This window comes from Streptomyces lycii, from assembly GCF_009735685.1.
GTDB classification, from domain to species: domain Bacteria; phylum Actinomycetota; class Actinomycetes; order Streptomycetales; family Streptomycetaceae; genus Streptomyces; species Streptomyces lycii.
In genome coordinates, this window is record NZ_WHPN01000249.1 from 1 (window position 1) to 15,762 (window position 15,762).

The 15,762-nt window shown below is 74.1% G+C and carries 14 protein-coding genes; 4 read left to right on the plus strand and 10 right to left on the minus strand.

The features are described 5' to 3' along the window. From argF to mmuM, 4 genes are all read right to left on the minus strand, one after another. The coding region (gene argF / locus GCU69_RS10400) for an ornithine carbamoyltransferase (RefSeq protein WP_156205753.1) at positions 1-1,003 on the minus strand (1,003 nt) is incomplete at its 3' end. A 108-nt stretch (positions 1,004-1,111) separates the two neighbouring features. After that, positions 1,112-2,344 carry an arginine deiminase gene (locus tag GCU69_RS10405; RefSeq protein WP_098754112.1) on the minus strand — a complete coding sequence of 411 codons (1,233 nt, stop codon included), beginning with the start codon at positions 2,342-2,344 and terminating at the stop codon, positions 1,112-1,114. Positions 2,345-2,692: 348 nt separating this feature from the next. Beyond that, positions 2,693-3,244, minus strand: coding sequence for a PadR family transcriptional regulator (locus GCU69_RS10410; protein ID WP_098754111.1), 552 nt, complete (start codon positions 3,242-3,244; stop codon positions 2,693-2,695). Between the two features lie 65 nt (positions 3,245-3,309). Beyond that, positions 3,310-4,221, minus strand: coding sequence for a homocysteine S-methyltransferase (gene mmuM / locus GCU69_RS10415; protein WP_098754110.1), 912 nt, complete (start codon positions 4,219-4,221; stop codon positions 3,310-3,312). Positions 4,222-4,271: 50 nt separating this feature from the next. On the opposite strand from mmuM, the gene GCU69_RS10420 reads away from it, so the two are divergent. Further along, positions 4,272-5,195: an LLM class F420-dependent oxidoreductase gene (locus tag GCU69_RS10420; RefSeq protein ID WP_098754109.1), complete on the plus strand. Its 924-nt coding sequence runs from the start codon at positions 4,272-4,274 to the stop codon at positions 5,193-5,195. 486 nt (positions 5,196-5,681) lie between these two features. Here GCU69_RS10420 and GCU69_RS10425 read toward each other — a convergent pair whose 3' ends face one another. From GCU69_RS10425 to GCU69_RS10435, 3 genes are all read right to left on the minus strand, one after another. Further along, on the minus strand, positions 5,682-6,128 hold the full coding sequence (locus GCU69_RS10425) for a DUF6099 family protein (RefSeq protein WP_098754108.1): 447 nt from the start codon (positions 6,126-6,128) through the stop codon (positions 5,682-5,684). Positions 6,129-6,259: 131 nt separating this feature from the next. Further along, complete coding sequence (locus tag GCU69_RS10430; protein ID WP_235978384.1) at positions 6,260-7,540, minus strand: AAA family ATPase; 1,281 nt, start codon at positions 7,538-7,540, stop codon at positions 6,260-6,262. A gap of 671 nt (positions 7,541-8,211) precedes the next feature. Then, on the minus strand, positions 8,212-8,601 hold the full coding sequence (locus tag GCU69_RS10435; RefSeq protein ID WP_156205754.1) for a cell division protein SepF: 390 nt from the start codon (positions 8,599-8,601) through the stop codon (positions 8,212-8,214). Between the two features lie 575 nt (positions 8,602-9,176). Between GCU69_RS10435 and GCU69_RS10440 the strand changes: the two genes are divergently transcribed. After that, entirely contained in the window at positions 9,177-10,193 is a 1,017-nt protein-coding gene (locus GCU69_RS10440) for a lytic polysaccharide monooxygenase auxiliary activity family 9 protein (protein ID WP_408055789.1), read from the plus strand. A gap of 312 nt (positions 10,194-10,505) precedes the next feature. Further along, positions 10,506-11,405 carry a hypothetical protein gene (locus tag GCU69_RS10445; protein WP_156205755.1) on the plus strand — a complete coding sequence of 300 codons (900 nt, stop codon included), beginning with the start codon at positions 10,506-10,508 and terminating at the stop codon, positions 11,403-11,405. Positions 11,406-11,527: 122 nt separating this feature from the next. On the opposite strand, the gene GCU69_RS10450 is transcribed toward GCU69_RS10445, so the two are convergent. The 3 genes from GCU69_RS10450 to GCU69_RS10460 all read right to left on the minus strand — a co-directional run bounded on the left by GCU69_RS10450 (position 11,528) and on the right by GCU69_RS10460 (position 14,766). After that, a complete protein-coding gene (locus GCU69_RS10450; RefSeq protein WP_098754105.1) occupies positions 11,528-13,246 on the minus strand; it encodes an enoyl-CoA hydratase-related protein in 1,719 nt (572 codons plus the stop codon). Positions 13,247-13,591: 345 nt separating this feature from the next. After that, positions 13,592-14,002 (minus strand): four-helix bundle copper-binding protein, encoded by a 411-nt coding sequence (locus GCU69_RS10455; protein WP_098754275.1) that lies wholly within the window; start codon positions 14,000-14,002, stop codon positions 13,592-13,594. Positions 14,003-14,250: 248 nt separating this feature from the next. Further along, positions 14,251-14,766: a DUF4396 domain-containing protein gene (locus tag GCU69_RS10460; RefSeq protein WP_156205756.1), complete on the minus strand. Its 516-nt coding sequence runs from the start codon at positions 14,764-14,766 to the stop codon at positions 14,251-14,253. A gap of 362 nt (positions 14,767-15,128) precedes the next feature. Here GCU69_RS10460 and GCU69_RS10465 point away from each other — a divergent pair. Next, a partial coding sequence (locus GCU69_RS10465) for an enoyl-CoA hydratase-related protein (protein WP_156205757.1) occupies positions 15,129-15,762 on the plus strand: 634 nt, incomplete at its 3' end.

The following is a 15,762-nucleotide window of genomic DNA, read 5'->3' on the forward strand; positions in this document are numbered from 1 at the left end:
AGGCTCCGGCCAGGGTGGCGACGAGGACCGCCTTGATGGTGTGCATCCGGTTCTCGGCCTCGTCGAAGACCACGGAGTGCGCGGACTCGAAGACCTCGTCGGTGACCTCCAGCGAGGACAGCCCGTGCCGCTCGTGGATCTCACGGCCGACCCCGGTGCCCAGGTCGTGGAAGGCGGGGAGGCAGTGCAGGAATTTCACATCCGGGCGGCCGGTGGCGCGCAGCACGTCCATGGTCACGGCGTAGGGGCCGAGCAGCCCGATGCGCTCGTCCCACACCTCCTTGGGCTCCCCCATGGACACCCAGACGTCGGTGGCGACGAATTCGGCGCCGCGCACCCCCTCGGCGATGTCGTCGGTGAGCAGGATCCGGGCACCGCTGCCGGCGGCCAGTTCCTCGGCCCGGCGCACGACGGCGTCGGCGGGCCAGAGGGACTTCGGCGCGACGATGCGTACGTCCATGCCGAGCAGGGCGCCGGTGACGAGATAGGAGTTGCCCATGTTGCAGCGGGCGTCACCGAGATAGGCGAAGCCGATGCCGGCCGGGGGCTTCCCGCTGTGCTCGGTCATGGTGAGCACGTCGGCCAGCATCTGGGTGGGGTGCCACTCGTCGGTCAGCCCGTTGTAGACCGGTACCCCGGCGTGCTCGGCCAGTTCCTCCACGACCGCCTGGCCGTGACCGCGGTACTGGATGGCGTCGAACATCCGGCCGAGCACCCGCGCCGTGTCCTTGACCGACTCCTTGTGGCCGATCTGCGAACCGCTGGGGTCGAGATACGTCGTGGAGGCGCCCTGGTCGGCGGCGGCCACCTCGAACGCGCAGCGGGTGCGGGTCGAGGTCTTCTCGAACACCAGGGCGATGTTCCGCCCCTGGAGCCGCCGCTCCTCGCGCCGCGCCCGCTTGGCGGCCTTGAGTTCGGCGGCGAGGCCGAGAAGGTGGCCGAAATCCTCGGCGGTGAAGTCCAGTTCCTTGAGGAAGTGGCGTCCCGTGAGGTCAGTCGCCATGGGGGTTACGCTCCTCGGTCACGACGGCGGGCGGGCACCACCGCCGCGGCGACGGTCTCCCAATGGAAAGCTATACAATAAACCGTATCTCTATACGACAGAAACAGGCTACACGGGGTCCCGCTCCACGGGACAGCTCATACAGCGCGGCCCGCCCCTGCCCCGGCCCAGCTCGCTGCCGGGAATGTCGATCACCTCTATGCCCCGTTTCCGCAGAAACGTGTTGGTGGTCGCGTTCCGCTCGTAGGCGACCACCACGCCCGGCTCCACCGCCAGCACGTTGCACCCGTCGTCCCACTGCTCCCGCTCCGCCGCGTGCACGTCCTGCGTCGCCGTGAGGACCTGGACCGCGTCCAGCCCCAGCGCGGCCGCCAGGGCCCGGTGCATGTGCTCCGGCGGATGGTCGGTGACCTTGAGTTCCTGCTCCTCCGCGCCGGGCTCGATGGTGTAGGAGCGCAGCATGCCCAGCCCGGCGTACTGGGTGAAGGTGTCCCCGTCGACCATCGTCATCACGGTGTCGAGGTGCATGAAGGCCCGGCCCTTCGGCATGTCGAGCGCCACGATCGTACGGGCCGAGCCGGCCGCGAACAGGCCGCGGGCCAGCATCTCCACCGCCTGTGGCGTGGTCCGCTCGCTCATCCCGATCAGCACCGCGCCGTTGCCGAGGACCAGCACGTCACCGCCCTCGATCGTCGAGGGGTACACGCTCTGCCCCTCCGACCAGACCCGGAAGCCGCCCGCCTCCTCGCCCCGGAACAGCGGATGGTGCCGGTAGATGGCCTCGAAGTGCACCGTCTCCCGCTGCCGCGCGGGCCAGCGCATCGCGTTGATCGAGACCCCGTTGTAGATCCAGGCGGAGGTGTCGCGGGTGAAGAGGTGGTTCGGCAGCGGCGCGAGGAGGAAGTCGTCCAGCTCCATGACGTGGAAGCGGACCGAGACGGGCTCGGCGTGCCCCTGGAGGAACTCGCGCTTCGTCATGCCCCCGACCAGCACCTCGGCCAGTTCCGCCGCCGGCATCCGCTCGAACGCCTCCCGCAGATGACCGGTGGCCAGCGGCCCGTACTCCCGCTCGTCGAACGTGCGGTCCAGCACCAGCTTGCGGGCCTGCGGGATCGCCATGCTCTCGGCCAGCAGATCACCGAAGAGATGCACCTCCACACCCCGGTCCCGCAGCACGTCGGCGAAGCCGTCGTGCTCCTGCCGGGCGCGGCGCACCCACAGCAGATCGTCGAAGAGCAGCGCGTCCTTGTTGCTGGGAGTGAGCCGTTTCAGCTCCAGATCGGGTCGGTGCAGGATGACGCGGCGCAGCCGCCCGGCCTCGGAATCCACGTGGAACGCCATGGGTCCATCCTCGCCGAGCCGGACGGCGCGCGCGGCGTAACGGACGGGACCGGTCCGCACACGGGGTACGGATCCGGGCGGCGCGCGGAGCACGGTCCGGGGCCGCAAGGGGGCACGGGTGCGGACCGCACGCGGAGTACGGAACCGGGTCGTACGGGTACGGACGGCTACAGCTGCGGGTACGGACGGTTCGAGTGCGAGTACGGGCCCGCTCGGGCGGTCCGGGTCGGACGGGCGGGTCCGGAGCTTCCGGCCCGGGCCGCCGGCCCCGGCGCGGCTCGGGCGCGGCACGGCCTCCGGGCCTGCACTGCCTCGGGGCCTGCACTGCCTCCGGGCCGGACGGCCGGTTCAGGGTGCCTCGCCGATCCGGCGGAGCGTGGCTATGACGTCGTCCAGCCAGGCGACGGTCGCCCGCTCCGCCTCGATGCCGCCGCGCAGCACCACGTGCCGCAGCTCCTGACCGGTGTCGCGCTCCGAGGCGTCCGGGAAGTCCCGCCGCTCGACGGCCAGACAGCGGTTCAGCAGTTCGGCGTGCGCCTGCCGGTGCCGCTCCGCCTCGGCGACCAGCCGGGCCCGGTCGCCGCCGAAAGCGGCTCCTCGGATCTTGACGGCCAGGTCGCGGCGCCCGCTGCCCGGCTCGACCGGTTCGTCCAGCCAGCGGCCCAGCGCGGCGCGGCCGTCCGCCGTCACCGAGTACACCTTCTTGTCCGGCTTGCCCTGTTGTGCCACCTCGTCCACCCGGAGCCGCCCGTCCCGCTCCATCCGCTTGAGCACCCGGTAGATCTGCTGGTGGGGGGCCGTCCAGAAGGTGCCGGCGGACTGCTCGAAGCGGCGGGCCAGCTCGTAGCCGGAGCCGGGCCGTTCCAGCAGGGAGACAAGGATCGCGTGCTCGAGTGCCATGGAGGCATCTTGCTATGCGCCGCCCCCGGGGCAAGGGCCGTTCGGGCTGCCCCGCGGGGCCGTGCTCAGCCCGGCGGGGCCGTGAGCAGCCGGGACAGAGCCGCGATGCGGTCCGGCCCGACCCGGCAGCAGCCGCCGATCAGCCGGGCCCCGGCGGCCCGGCAGCCGGCGAGCCGCGCCGGGTCGAAGGTCACCGGGCCGCGCCAGTCGCGGGCCGCGGGATCCCAGCGCTCGCCGCTGTTGGGGTAGACGACGACGGGCTTGCGGCTCACCTCGGCGGCGAGCGGGACGGCCCGCTCGGCGTCGCGCGGATCGCAGCAGTTGACGCCCACCGCGATCACCTGGTCCTGCCCGGCGGCGAGCGCGAAGGCCCGCTCCAGCGGCTGCCCGGCGCGGGTGGCGGCACCGGCGACGGTGTACGACAGCCAGAGCGGGACCCCGGTGCCGCCGGCGGCGCGGAGCAGCGCCTCGGCCTCGTCCGTGTCGGGCACGGTCTCCAGCGCCAGGACGTCCGGCCCGGCCTCGGCCAGCGTCTCGATCCGCGGCCGGTGGAAGCGCTCCAGCTCCCGCACGCTCAGGCCGTACCGGCCCCGGTACTCGCTGCCGTCGGCGAGCATCGCGCCGTACGGGCCGACGGAGGCCGCGACCCGTACGCCCGTCCCTTCGCCGGCTGCCCGCCCGGCCAGCTCCACGCTGCGCCGCAGCAGCGCGGAGGTGTCCGCGCGGCTCACCCCGCGGCGGGCGAAGCCCTCGTAGGTGGCCTGGTAGCCGGCCGTGGTCAGCACCTGTGCGCCCGCCCGGACGTACGCGCGGTGAGCAGCCTCGATCTCGTGCGGCGCGTCGGCGAGCAGCCGGGCGGACCAGAGCGCGTCGGACAGGTCGCAGCCCTGGTCGGCGAGTTGGTTGGACAGCCCGCCGTCGAGGACGAGCGTCCCCTCGGCGAGGGCGGCGGCGAGCGGCCGGCCGGGTGCGGACATCACGACTCCCCCTTCGGCGGGAACGGCCCGGCAGCAGGCAGGATGGACTCATGGATCTTCGCATCTTCACCGAGCCCCAGCAGGGCGCGACGTACGACACGCTTCTCGGCGTGGCCCGGGCCACCGAGGAACTCGGCTTCAGCGCCTTCTTCCGTTCCGACCACTATCTGCACATGGGGGACGTCGACGGGCTCCCCGGCCCCACCGACGCCTGGATCACCCTGGCCGGGCTGGCCCGGGAGACCGAGCGCATCCGGCTCGGCACGCTGATGACCGCGGGAACGTTTCGGCTGCCCGGTGTGCTGGCGATCCAGGTCGCGCAGGTCGACCAGATGTCCGGCGGCCGGATCGACTTCGGCCTGGGGTCGGGCTGGTACGCCGAGGAACACTCCGCCTACGGCATCCCCTTCCCCAAGGAGAAGATCAGCCGGCTGGAGGAGCAGCTGGAGATCATCACCGGCCTGTGGAGCACCCCGGTCGGCGAGCGGTTCGACTACACCGGCCGGTACTACGAGCTGAGCGAGTCGCCCGCACTGCCCAAGCCCGCGCAGCCCAAGGTGCCGGTGCTCGTGGGCGGGCTGGGCGCCAAGCGCACCCCGGCGCTGGCCGCGCGCTTCGCGGACGAGTTCAACGTCCCGTTCGCGTCGCCGGAGGACACCGGGCGCCAGTTCGGCCGGGTCCGGGCGGCCGCCGAGGAGCGCGGCCGCAAGGCCTCCGACCTCGTCTACTCCAACGCCCTCGTGGTCTGCGCCGGCCGCGACGACGCGGAGGTCGCCCGGCGGGCGGGCGTGATCGGCCGCGAGGTGGACGAGCTGCGGGAGAACGGGCTCTGCGGCTCCCCCGCGGAGATCACCGACAAGATCGGCCGCTACCGGGAGGCCGGCTCCGAGCGGATCTATCTGCAGGTGCTGGACCTCTCCGACCTGGACCAGATGGAGCTTGTCGCCTCGGAGGTCATGCCACAGCTGGACTGAGCACGGCGGGGCTGAGCACGGCTCTGTAACGGCGCGGTGGCGCGGTGGCGCGGCGGCGCGGCGGCGCGGTGGCGCGGTGGCGCGGCAAGGAACGGCTCGGTACGGAGGTACGGAGCGGCGCGGCCAGGCACGGCGAGGCCCGGCGAGGCGTGGAGCGCTCGGCCCCGGACGGCGGAGCCACTCGGCTCCGGACGGCGGGGCCGGCGCCAGGGAGCGGCTCGGCTCCGGACGACGCGCGGGCCGGCACCGGGCGGGGCCCACTGGGCGGCCCGGCACCCACCGGGCGGGCACGCCGGGCGGGGCACACCGGGCTGCGCTGTGGCGGGCGTTCCGCACCGCACCGCCCACCGCCGTCCCGGGGTCCGCACCGGCCGCGCCCGGTGTCTCCCGCCTTCCGCCGCCAGTCCGCCGCCGCGGCGGGAGGCGGACGGCACCGGCGCGCGCCCGCACCTCCCGCCCCGGGCGCACCGCCGTGCCCGCCGCCGCTCAGGACAGCTCCCGCTCCTCCAACTGCCGGAGCAGGCCGCGCACCCGGTCGCCCGACTCGTCCACGGCGTCGATGACCTCGATGCACTGCCAGTAGAAACCCTCCACCTCGGCGGCGCTCGCGACGGCCACGAGGGCGATCCCGACCTCGCCCAGCAGCATGCCCAGCGCGATCAGTGCCCGCCGCGGCTCCGATACGTCCGACAGTCGCGCTGCCCGGGCGCCCATGAACCGGCGCATCGGGTCGGGCGCGCCCCACGTGCGCCCGCCCGCCTCGGTCAGCCCGCGCGCCTCCGCGCGCAGCTCCTGTGGTCCGTACAGCAGAAGATGGCTGCCGACCGCCACCGCCAGCGCCTGTGCCTGCCAGGCCTCGGCGACGATCTCCCTCGGGCAGCCTGCCCGCGCGAGCCCGTGCCGGGTGTCTTCGATGAGCCGGGCCGCGTCCATACGGCCAACCTCCTTCCGGCGCGCGCTCTTTCGCGATCGCCTGCCACTACCTAGAGTGACTGACTGTGGAGCATAAGGCCAGGGTTTTCCGAATTCTCTGGACAATAGTTCGCATACTGATAAGTGGATTGTCACTCTCCGTGGCGAAGGGCGGTCCCGCCCTTCGATTCCGCCGGCAACTCCCCCGCCGATTCGGCCGTTTGCCCGGGCACCGGGAGGAGCCTTCCGTTCCGGTCGAGCTCCAGGATCCGCACTCCGGGGACACCCGCCGCGCACTCCGGGGCACGCATCGCGCCCAGCATCCGGACGTGCCCCCGCTCCGTCATGCGCGCCGCGAGCGCGGTCAGTTCCGCCGTCTGACGCCGGTCCATGCACCGGTCGAAGCCGTCCGCGAGGACGGTCAGCAGCTGCCGCGCCGGCAGTACCTCGGCGACCGGGTCGACGGCCAGCACACCCGGCCCCGTCAGCAGCACCAGCGCCAGCGCCAGAAAGCGCAACTCCCCGTCCCCCAGCCGTTCCAGCGGCGTACGTCCGCCCGCGCCCCGGTCCAGCACGGCCCGTACCCGGCCGTCGGCCGACTCCCGCGCCGTCAGGTCCTCCACCCCGCCCGAGCAGCCCGCGCGGGCGGCGTCCACCAGCAGGGCGTGCCGCGTGCCGCACTCGCCCCTGGTGCGCCGCAGCACCGCCGCGAGATTCCGGCAGTCGTTCCGCAGCCGGCCCTCCTCCACCGCCGACGGCGACCGCATCCGGCCCGGCCGCGGATCGCAGGCGAACGCCGAGCGCAGCCCGACGAGCACCTGCTCGGCCGCCGCCAGCACCAGCCGCTGGCCCGCGGTGCGCCCCGCGACACGCAACGGCAGCAGCGCCGTCACCAGCCGGTCGTCGGGCAACGGCGCGCGCGTGACGGCCCCGCCCCCCGCGGTGTGCCACTCCGCCTGCACCGCGCGCCGCCGCGGATCGCGCAGCGCGGTGGACAGCAGGACCAGTCCGCGGCCCGTCAACCGCTCGCCGACCACACGCAGTTCGGGCTCCGCCTGGACGGCGAGGTCGAGCCGGATCTCACCGGCCGGCCCGTCCACGGTGCAGCCGATACGGAAGCCCCGCCGCCCCTGGTCGTCAGGTTTCGCGCGCTCCGGCACGCAGGCCGGGGCGTCCGGGAAGACCTCACCCAGCGCGGCGCCGCCCGCGAGCAGCGCCAGCGCCGTACACGCCTCCAGCGCGGCCGACTTGCCACTGCCGCTGGGCCCGGCGAGGAAGGCCAGCGGCGCCAGCGGAAGGACGGTGCCGCGGTGCCGTTTCCAGGCGGACAACCGCAGTCGGGTCACGGCGGGCCGGGCGGCGCGGTCACCCTGCGGGCGGGCGGCGCCGTCGGGCCGGGAGGCATCGGGCCGGGGGTGTGCGGTGGGTTCCATCCGGGGACCGTAAGCAGCCGTGCGACAGGCGAACCGTTCAGCCGCCACGGTCTTCCTACGATCGGATGACCCGGACGGGAACGCGACGCAGCGCCGCGCCGGGCCGCGTCCACCACCGCACCCCCGGAGCCGCACCGCCCCGGGACCGCACCACCCCGGGGCCGGCCCGTCCGACGTCCGATCGTCCGAGGGCCGGACCGTCCGACGCCCGGTCGCCCGATAGCCCGGTCGCCCGCTCCACGCCCGGTCGCCCGAGGGCCGGCCCTTCCGGGACACGGCGTCGAGAGATCCGTCGTCCGGGACCCGTCGTCGTGGACTCGCCGCCCGGGACCGGTCCCCCGGGATCCATCCTCCGGGATTCCTCCTCCGGGACCCGTCGTTCGGCGCCTCCCATGCGCCGCGCCGGGGCCCGGCAGGCGACGGTCCACGGGTCCCCGCGACCGCGCTTCCCGTGCAAGTCCGGGCCCGCCGAAAGGGTTCGCGCGCTCCCGAGGGTTCGCCGCGCCAAGTTCCCGTGCAAGTCCCCGGCCCGCCGGGCCGGTTCGACCCGCGTGCTCCCGAGGGGCCGCCGCGCCCGGCCGGTTCGCCCGGTGCGCCATCGGGCTTCCGCGCCGGTTCGCTCCGCGCCCCCGCCCGGCCCGCCCTTGCCCGCCGCGCCCTGCGTCCCGAGGTCAGTCCCGGACCGCCGCGCCGAGGCGCGGCTGGTCCACCTCCGTGCCGGCCGGGGTGAGCAGGAAGACGTTCCGGTCGACGCGGTGCATTCCGGCGCCGTGGCCGAAGGCCACCCCGCTGGAGAAGTCGAGAATGCGCTTGGCGACGTCTCGGTCGGCGGCGGTCAGGTCGAGCAACACCGGGATCTGCGCGATCAGATGCTCCGCGACCTCGCGCGCGTCGGCGAAGACCTGGACCCGCAGCACGACGAAGCGGCGCGTGTCCTCCCGTACGCCGCCGGGAATGGTGCGGTGACCGGGCCAGGACGGCCACTCGGTGCCGCCCCGCAACGGGACCACCTCGGCGAGCCCTTCCCACTGCTCATCGGTGACATCGTGGCGGCCGTTCACCGGACCTCCTCGTGGGTGAGCCCATCGGGTACGCCCTTGCCCAGGGCCGGGGTTGCACACATCCGACGACCCTACTGATAACCACACCGATACGCGGTGAGGCGGCACCGTCGACCGCGCCGAGTGTGACGAGGGCCATGATTCCGTATCGCGGCGGACCCCGGGACACGTGACCGGATACCGCCGGTCACACCTCGGGCCTGCCGAAGCGTTCCGCCGGACCGCCGCGACGGCCCCGCCGGGAGCGTCTTCGGATCCGCGCCTCGCGCCACGGGCGGCGACGCCTGATTCCCGAAGAGCGTTTACATCCCGGCCACCTAAGCCCTACTCTCCCTGGGAGCGCTCCCACACCTTGCCCCCCACCGATGTGACACAGACGCCGGGCGCGTGATCCGGCCACCGGACGACCGGACCCCACCGGCGTGAACCGGCGCCCCACCGGGCCCCGTTGCCGCTCCCGCACCGCCCTCCCGCACCGCCACCCCCGGCGCGGAATCCGAGGCGCGCACCGGGCGCCGACCGGTGCCCCACCCGGCGTCGCCGTCCGTCGCAGCAACACGAAGGAGACCGACCTCATGGCCGTGCCACGCCTCAACCCGCACGTTTCCCCCCGCTTGAAGGCACCGTCCCGCCGCGTGCAGCGCACCCTCGGCGCGCTCGGAGCCACCGCACTGGCTGCCGCCGCGCTCGCGATGCCGACCTCGGCGTCCGCCCACGGAGCCACCATGCTGCCCGGCTCGCGTACCTACATGTGCTACGTCGACGGCATCGCGGGAACGGGCGGGATGAACCCGTCCAACCCGGCGTGCGCCGACGCGGTGGCGCAGAGCGGCACCACGGCGCTGTACAACTGGTTCGCCGTCCTGGACTCCAACGGCGGCGGCAAGACCGAGGGTTACATCCCGGACGGCGAGCTGTGCACCGGCGGGAACAACGCCCCGTTCGACTTCACCGGTTACGACGCGGCCCGTCCGGACTGGCCGACCACACACCTGACCGCCGGTGAGACCGTCAAGGTGAAGTACAGCAACTGGGCCGCCCACCCCGGTGACTTCGACGTGTACATCACGAAGGACGGATGGACCCCGGACACCCCGCTGGCCTGGGGCGACCTGGAGAAGATCCAGACCGTCACCAACCCGCCCCAGCAGGGCGGGGTCGGCACCGAGGAGGGCCACTACTACTGGGACCTCCAGCTGCCGGCGGGCAAGACCGGCAAGCACATGATCTACATCCACTGGATCCGCTCCGACAGCCCGGAGAACTTCTACTCCTGTTCCGACGTCGAGTTCGACGGCGGGAACGGCGAGGTCACCGGCCTCGGTGAGGACGAGATGTCGGCCCAGGAGATAGCCGAGGTCGCGGAGAACTTCGAGAACACCCAGGCGAAGCCCGTCCACACCGGACACGACGGGGACCACGTCACGCACGGAAAGGCCGTGGAAACCGAGGCCGTGGCCGCGACGGAGGACCCGGCCGCCTCCTCGACGGCCCTGCCGACCGCCGCCGCCGTGGGCGGCGCGGGCCTGGTCGTCTTCGTCGCCGGAGCGGCCGTCTACAACCGCCGCCGGCAGGCCGGGCAGCAGGACTGACCCCGGCGCCGTGACCGCCGCGGCCCCGGACCGGCCGACCACCGGTCCGGGGNGGGGCCGCGGCGCGGACCCACCGCCCGCGCCCGGGCGCCGGAGCACCATCCCGGCCCCGGCCCCCGACCCCGGTCCCTGACCGGTACCGGACCCGGCGGACCACACGACGTACCAGCACGACACACCAGCACGGGAAACCAGCACGGGAAACCAGCACGACAGACCAATACGACGTACCGGCACGACGAACCCGCACGACGAACCGGCCCCACGACGAACCGACCCGACGACCGATGCGATGACCGGAGGCGTACCACCATGAGGCCGTACCCCCTGCGCAAGGCCCCGCTGCTCACCGCCGTCGCGGCGCTGCTGACCGCCGCGGCCGCGACCGCCCCCGCGTCCGCCGCACCGGGCGAACCCGGACACCGCCACGGCCACGGCCACGGCCACGGGCACGGGCAGCCCCACCACCCGCACCCGCAGGCGTACGACTGCACCGACGCCTCCCTGCTCTTCTGCGAGGACTTCAGCCTGCTCGAACCGGGCGACGCGCACAGCCCCGAGTGGTCCGCCGACACGGAGAACGGCACGCTCACCGTGGAGGAGGGCGCGGACACCGGCAAGCACCTGCGCATCCGTACGGAGGGCAACGGCAAGGCGTTTCTGACCGTCACCGACCTGGCGCCGCCCGGCAACAGCTTCTGGGGCCGGGTACGGCTGCGGGTCGACGCGTTCCCCACCGCGCCGGACTGGGCGCACTGGACGCTCGTCGAGGCGACCGGCGAGGGGCCGGGCTACATCCGGCCGCTCGGCGGGCAGTTCGTGCCGACCGCCGGGGACGGCGGGACCAACCTGTGGGGGGTCGGCGCGGACGGCGGCCCGACCGGTGACTGGACGTCGTGGCAGGAGACCGTACCGGCGGAGGCCGGGGTGTGGAGTTGCGTGGAGTGGGAGATGGACGACTCCGACAACCGCATCTCGGTGTGGATCGACGGAGAGGCGAAACCGGAACTCACCGTCGACACCGACGACCACGGCGGCGCGGACACCGACTTCCTCTTCCCGGAGTTCGACACGGTGAAGATCGGCTGGCAGCTGTACCAGGGCGACCCGACACCGTCCTCGTACGACGTCCTGATGGACGACATCGCGCTGAGCGCCGACCGCGTGGGCTGTGACGACCGGGGATCCGCGGGCGGCCGGCCGCGCAACTGAGCCGCCGGAAGGACCGCGGCGCGGCAGCGCGGAGCCGCGGCCCGGAAAAGCGGACCGCGGCCGACGGGAACGGGAATCGCGGCGCGGGCCGGGGCGGGAGAAGGCGCCCCGGCCCGCGCCCGTCAGGTGCCGGCGGGAACGGAGTCCGGCTCGGCGGACCGCGCGGGGCCCACGACGGCCGCCGCGGGCTCGGTCCGGCGGACGATCGCGGCGCGCAGCGCGTGGTACGGGTCGTCGGGCGTGAAGAAGGCCCGGCGCACACGCTCCATCTCCGCCTGCTGGTAGGCGCTCAGCGGACGCAGCGCCTCGTCGCGTTCCCGGGCGGCCTTCTTGGCGGCGATCCGGTCGGGCAGCCCGGCCTCGCGCCCCAGCTCACCCGCCAGCCGGGCGATCTCGGTGCCGAAGTCCTGCGGCGCGACGGCCAGCACCCGGTCGACCAGCCCCGCCCGGCGGGCACCGGCGGCCCCGAGCGGCTGCGCCTCGTCCACGAGCGCGGCCGCCGCCTCCTCCCCCGCGCGGCGGGGCAGCACGTACGTCCGGTACGCGGAGCCGTACTTCCCCAGCGGCCGGGTGTACGGGGCGAGCACCGACCCGGAGCGGCACCACACCTCGTCGGCGGCCAGGGCGAGCATCGCGCCGCCCGCGGCCGCGTTGCCGCCGACCGCCGCGACGACGAGCCGGTCCGTGGTGGTGAGGACGGCCTGCACCAGGTCGTTGAGCGCGTTGGTGTTCGCCCATGCCTCTTTGCCCGGGTCGGCGGCCGCCTCGATCACCCGGAGGTGGACGCCGCACGCGAAGAAGTCCCGGGCCCCGCCCAGGACGATCACGGAGACCGGACGGTGGCACGCGAAGCGGTAGGCGGCCAGCAGGCGGCGGCACTGGGCGGTGCTCATCGCGCCGCCGGGGAAGGAGAAGCGCAGAAAGCCGACCGGCCCGTTCTCCGCGTACGAGATGTCCGTCCAGGTGCGCCGGTGCGCGGGCAGCCGCAGCGGCGCGTGCACCTCCGGGAGATCCGGGAGCAGGGAGCCGAGCGCCTGGACGGCGGGCAGCCGGAACGTCGCCGGGCCGCCCGGCGTCCGGCGCGGCCGCAGCTCCGGGATCCACACGGCGCCGTCGGTGGTCGCACGGCAGACGGCGCCCGCGCGGGTGGCGAGCAGTTCGCCGGGGCGGCCCCGGAGCCGGTCCTCGTGGTGGCCGCCGTGCAGGTAGAAGGGGCGGCCCAGCAGGTCGTCGAGCACTCCGGGGTGTGAGTCGGCGGAGCGCAGGGAGCGCAGCACGGTCGCGGTGTCGTCCCGCTCCCAGTCGACGCGGCGCAGTTCCTGGGTGAGGTGGGGGCGGTGCACGATCCGCTCGGCGGCCTCGGTCTGCGGGCGCGGGCGGTAGCCGCCGGAGGCGAAGCGCCGTACGGCGAGCAGCACGGCCTCCGTCGCGGCGTCGGCGGCCTCGTTGCGGTACAGGTCGCCCTTGCCGACGGGCGGCACGGTGAACGGCACCCAGGACCAGACGTCACCGGCGCCCAGCTCGCCCGTCGCCTGGTGGACGGTGACGCCCCAGCGCCGGACGCCGTCGCGGCAGGCCCGGTCCAGCGGGGAGGGCCCGCGGTCCCCGGGCGGGCCGAGGTGGACGACGAGGCAGGTGCGGGCCGACCAGACGTCCTCGGGGATCACGGTGTCCAGCCGGGGCGCGATCACCAGCTCGGGGGCGTACCGGTGCACGGCCCGGCGCACGGCTTCCTCGTCTCCCGCGACCGCGGTGTCCGTGGTGTGACCTCGGTCGCGGAGCTCGGTCAAGATCCGCTGGGTCAGGCTGTCGAACGCGCTCGCGACCAGCAGGACGTGCATGGCGGCTCCCGGGGCCCGGATCGGGGCGGCCGGCCGTGGAGGTGCGGCCGCGCTGACCGACTGATCGTCACGCGGCCGGGGCCCACGGGGCGGCGGCTCGGCGGGCGAACGCCGGAATTGCGCCCGTACGGGTGAACGGATGCGCCGGTTGCCACGCCCGGGGCGCGCAACGGCGGGCCCGCCGGGCGCCCGGGGCGTCCCCCGGGGCCGGCCCGGCCGTGTCCCGCGGGATTCGGGGGTCCGGGGCCGTGGCGGGGACCGGCGGGACGCCGGGGGGACGCCGGGGGACGCCGGGGGGACGCCGGGGGACGCCGGGGGCCGGAGCCTCCCGCTTCGGGGGCCGGGTCAGCCCAGCGAGGCGATCAGCTCGTTGCAGGCTCGCTCGCAGTTCCGGCAGGCCTCCGCGCAGATCCGGCAGTGCTCGTGCGTGCCGGCGTGGGATCCGCACTCGTCCGCGCAGGCCTTGCAGGTGGTGGCACACGCCTGGAGCACGGCCCGGGTGACGTTGGCGTCGTAACCGGTGTGCCGGGAGAGGACCGAGGCGGTGGTGTCACAGACGTCGGCGCAGTCCATGTTCGTACGGATGCACTTGGTCAGCTCGCCCACCATGCCCTCGGAGAGGCAGGCGTCGGCGCAGGCGGTGCACGCCTGCGCGCAGGCCACGCAGGCGTCGATGCACTCGGTGAGCTTCTCGCGGTCGACCCCGCCGAGGTCGGCAGGGTAGGTGGCGAGCATGTCCTTCGTCGCGGTGGTCATCGTGGCGCGCTCCTTCCGCCCGGGTCCCGCGGGCCGCTGCGGCCCTGCGACGAGAACCCGGCACGGTCCGACTAGCCCTGCCGTGTCGTCGTAAACCGGACCGACCGCCCCGACCGGCCCGGGCGCACCGACCGGCCCGGGCGCACCGACCGGCCCGGGCGCACCGGGCGCACCGGCCCACCGGGCACGGCCGGGAGGTCGCGCCGCGTCGCGCCCGGCTGCGGGCCGGGTCGCGCCCGGTCGCGCCGTCAGTGGTAGGCGTGGACGACGGCGTGGCCCTTGCCCCGGCCGATCATCCACTTGTTCACCGGGGTGGTGACCAGGAAGGCGACGGCGAATCCGCCGGTCAGCGCGGTCCAGAAGAGGGCGTCGGCCAGCTCGGCGTCCATCGCGCCCGGTACGAGGGCGATGATGCCGTTGTCGACGAGTTCCATCACGGCGATCGAGACGGTGTCCGCGGCCAGGGCCACCCTGACCGCGCTCTTCAGGTCCAGCCCGGCCCTGCGGACGGCGAACAGGGTGAAGGAATAGCCGAAGACGAACGCCAGGAAGATCGCCAGCGCCATGGTCGGCACATTGCCCCAGAGCAGGGCGGTACCGATGACCATGCCGAGGATCTCGCCGATGGCGCAGCCCGTCAGGCAGTGCAGCGTCGCCTTCGCCGCGGTGCTCCAGGATGCGCCGCCGTGCTCGTGGTGGGCGTGCGGGTCGTGGCCGGGGGAGCCGTGCGATTCCCGGCTGCCGCCGTGGCCGGTGTGGCTCATGTGATCGGTATGGCTCGCGTGGTCGGTTTGGCTCACGTGGTCGGTGGGGCTTTCGTGAGCGGTGTTGGCGGCGTGACCCTCGTGGCCGGGGCGGCCTTCCTGGGCCGCCGGGCCGTCGTGCGCCGGTGTGCCGCCGTGTCCGTGGTGCTCCATGGTGTGGCCTCTCTCCCTGCTCCAGTGTGAGCCCGACCGCGGTCGGGCGGTGGTCACCACACGACAACTCTATACCCCTAGGGGGTATTCCCGACCCTCCGCGCCCGGGTCGCGGCCACAAGAAAGGGGCAGAGGCTTGCACGCCTCCCGGCGCCCACATAAGTTACTAACCAGTAGCAGCCGATCAGCCGCCGCCCGAAGGAGCCACCGTGCCCACACTCGACCGCCAGGACGACGTCTTCATCCTCGACATCGGGGACGGCGAGAACCGCTTCCACCCGGACTGGCTCACCGCCGTCGGCGAGGCGCTGGACGAGGTGGAGAAGGCCGACGGCGCCCGCGCCATGGTCACCGCCGCCACCGGCAAGTTCTTCTCCAACGGCCTGGACCTGGAGTGGCTGTCCGGCCACGCCGACCAGTACCAGGAGTACGTCCTCGGCGTGCACGAGCTGCTGGCCCGGACGCTGTCCCTCCCGGTCGTCACCGTGGCCGCCCTGCAGGGGCACACCTTCGCGGCCGGCGCCATGTTCTCGCTGGCCCACGACTTCCGGGTGATGCGCGCCGACCGCGGCTTCTGGTGCCTGCCCGAGGCCGACATCAACATCCCCTTCACCCCGGGCATGTCCGCGCTGATCCAGGCCCGGCTGACCCCGCAGACCGCGCACGAGGCGATGACCACGGCCCGCCGGTTCGGCGGCCACGACGCCCTCGCCGCCGGTGTCGTCGACCGCGCGGTCGAGGAGGACGCCGTACGGCCGACCGCGGTGGAGCTGGCCCGGTCGCTCACGTCCAAGGCGGGGGACACCCTCGGCACCATCAAGAGCCGGATGTACGCCCCCGCGC

Bases quoted from the DNA above. Each gene is read 5' to 3' on its own strand.
- GCU69_RS10405 (WP_098754112.1), bottom strand. From the start codon at position 2,344: ATGGCGTTCCACGTGGATTCCGAGGCCGGGCGGCTGCGCCGCGTCATC.
- GCU69_RS10410 (WP_098754111.1), bottom strand. From the start codon at position 3,244: ATGGCACTCGAGCACGCGATCCTTGTCTCCCTGCTGGAACGGCCCGGC.
- mmuM (WP_098754110.1), bottom strand. From the start codon at position 4,221: ATGTCCGCACCCGGCCGGCCGCTCGCCGCCGCCCTCGCCGAGGGGACG.
- GCU69_RS10420 (WP_098754109.1), top strand. From the start codon at position 4,272: ATGGATCTTCGCATCTTCACCGAGCCCCAGCAGGGCGCGACGTACGAC.
- GCU69_RS10425 (WP_098754108.1), bottom strand. From the start codon at position 6,128: ATGGACGCGGCCCGGCTCATCGAAGACACCCGGCACGGGCTCGCGCGG.
- GCU69_RS10430 (WP_235978384.1), bottom strand. From the start codon at position 7,540: ATGGAACCCACCGCACACCCCCGGCCCGATGCCTCCCGGCCCGACGGC.
- GCU69_RS10440 (WP_408055789.1), top strand. From the start codon at position 9,177: ATGGCCGTGCCACGCCTCAACCCGCACGTTTCCCCCCGCTTGAAGGCA.
- GCU69_RS10445 (WP_156205755.1), top strand. From the start codon at position 10,506: ATGAGGCCGTACCCCCTGCGCAAGGCCCCGCTGCTCACCGCCGTCGCG.
- GCU69_RS10450 (WP_098754105.1), bottom strand. From the start codon at position 13,246: ATGCACGTCCTGCTGGTCGCGAGCGCGTTCGACAGCCTGACCCAGCGG.
- GCU69_RS10455 (WP_098754275.1), bottom strand. From the start codon at position 14,002: ATGACCACCGCGACGAAGGACATGCTCGCCACCTACCCTGCCGACCTC.
- GCU69_RS10460 (WP_156205756.1), bottom strand. From the start codon at position 14,766: ATGAGCCACACCGGCCACGGCGGCAGCCGGGAATCGCACGGCTCCCCC.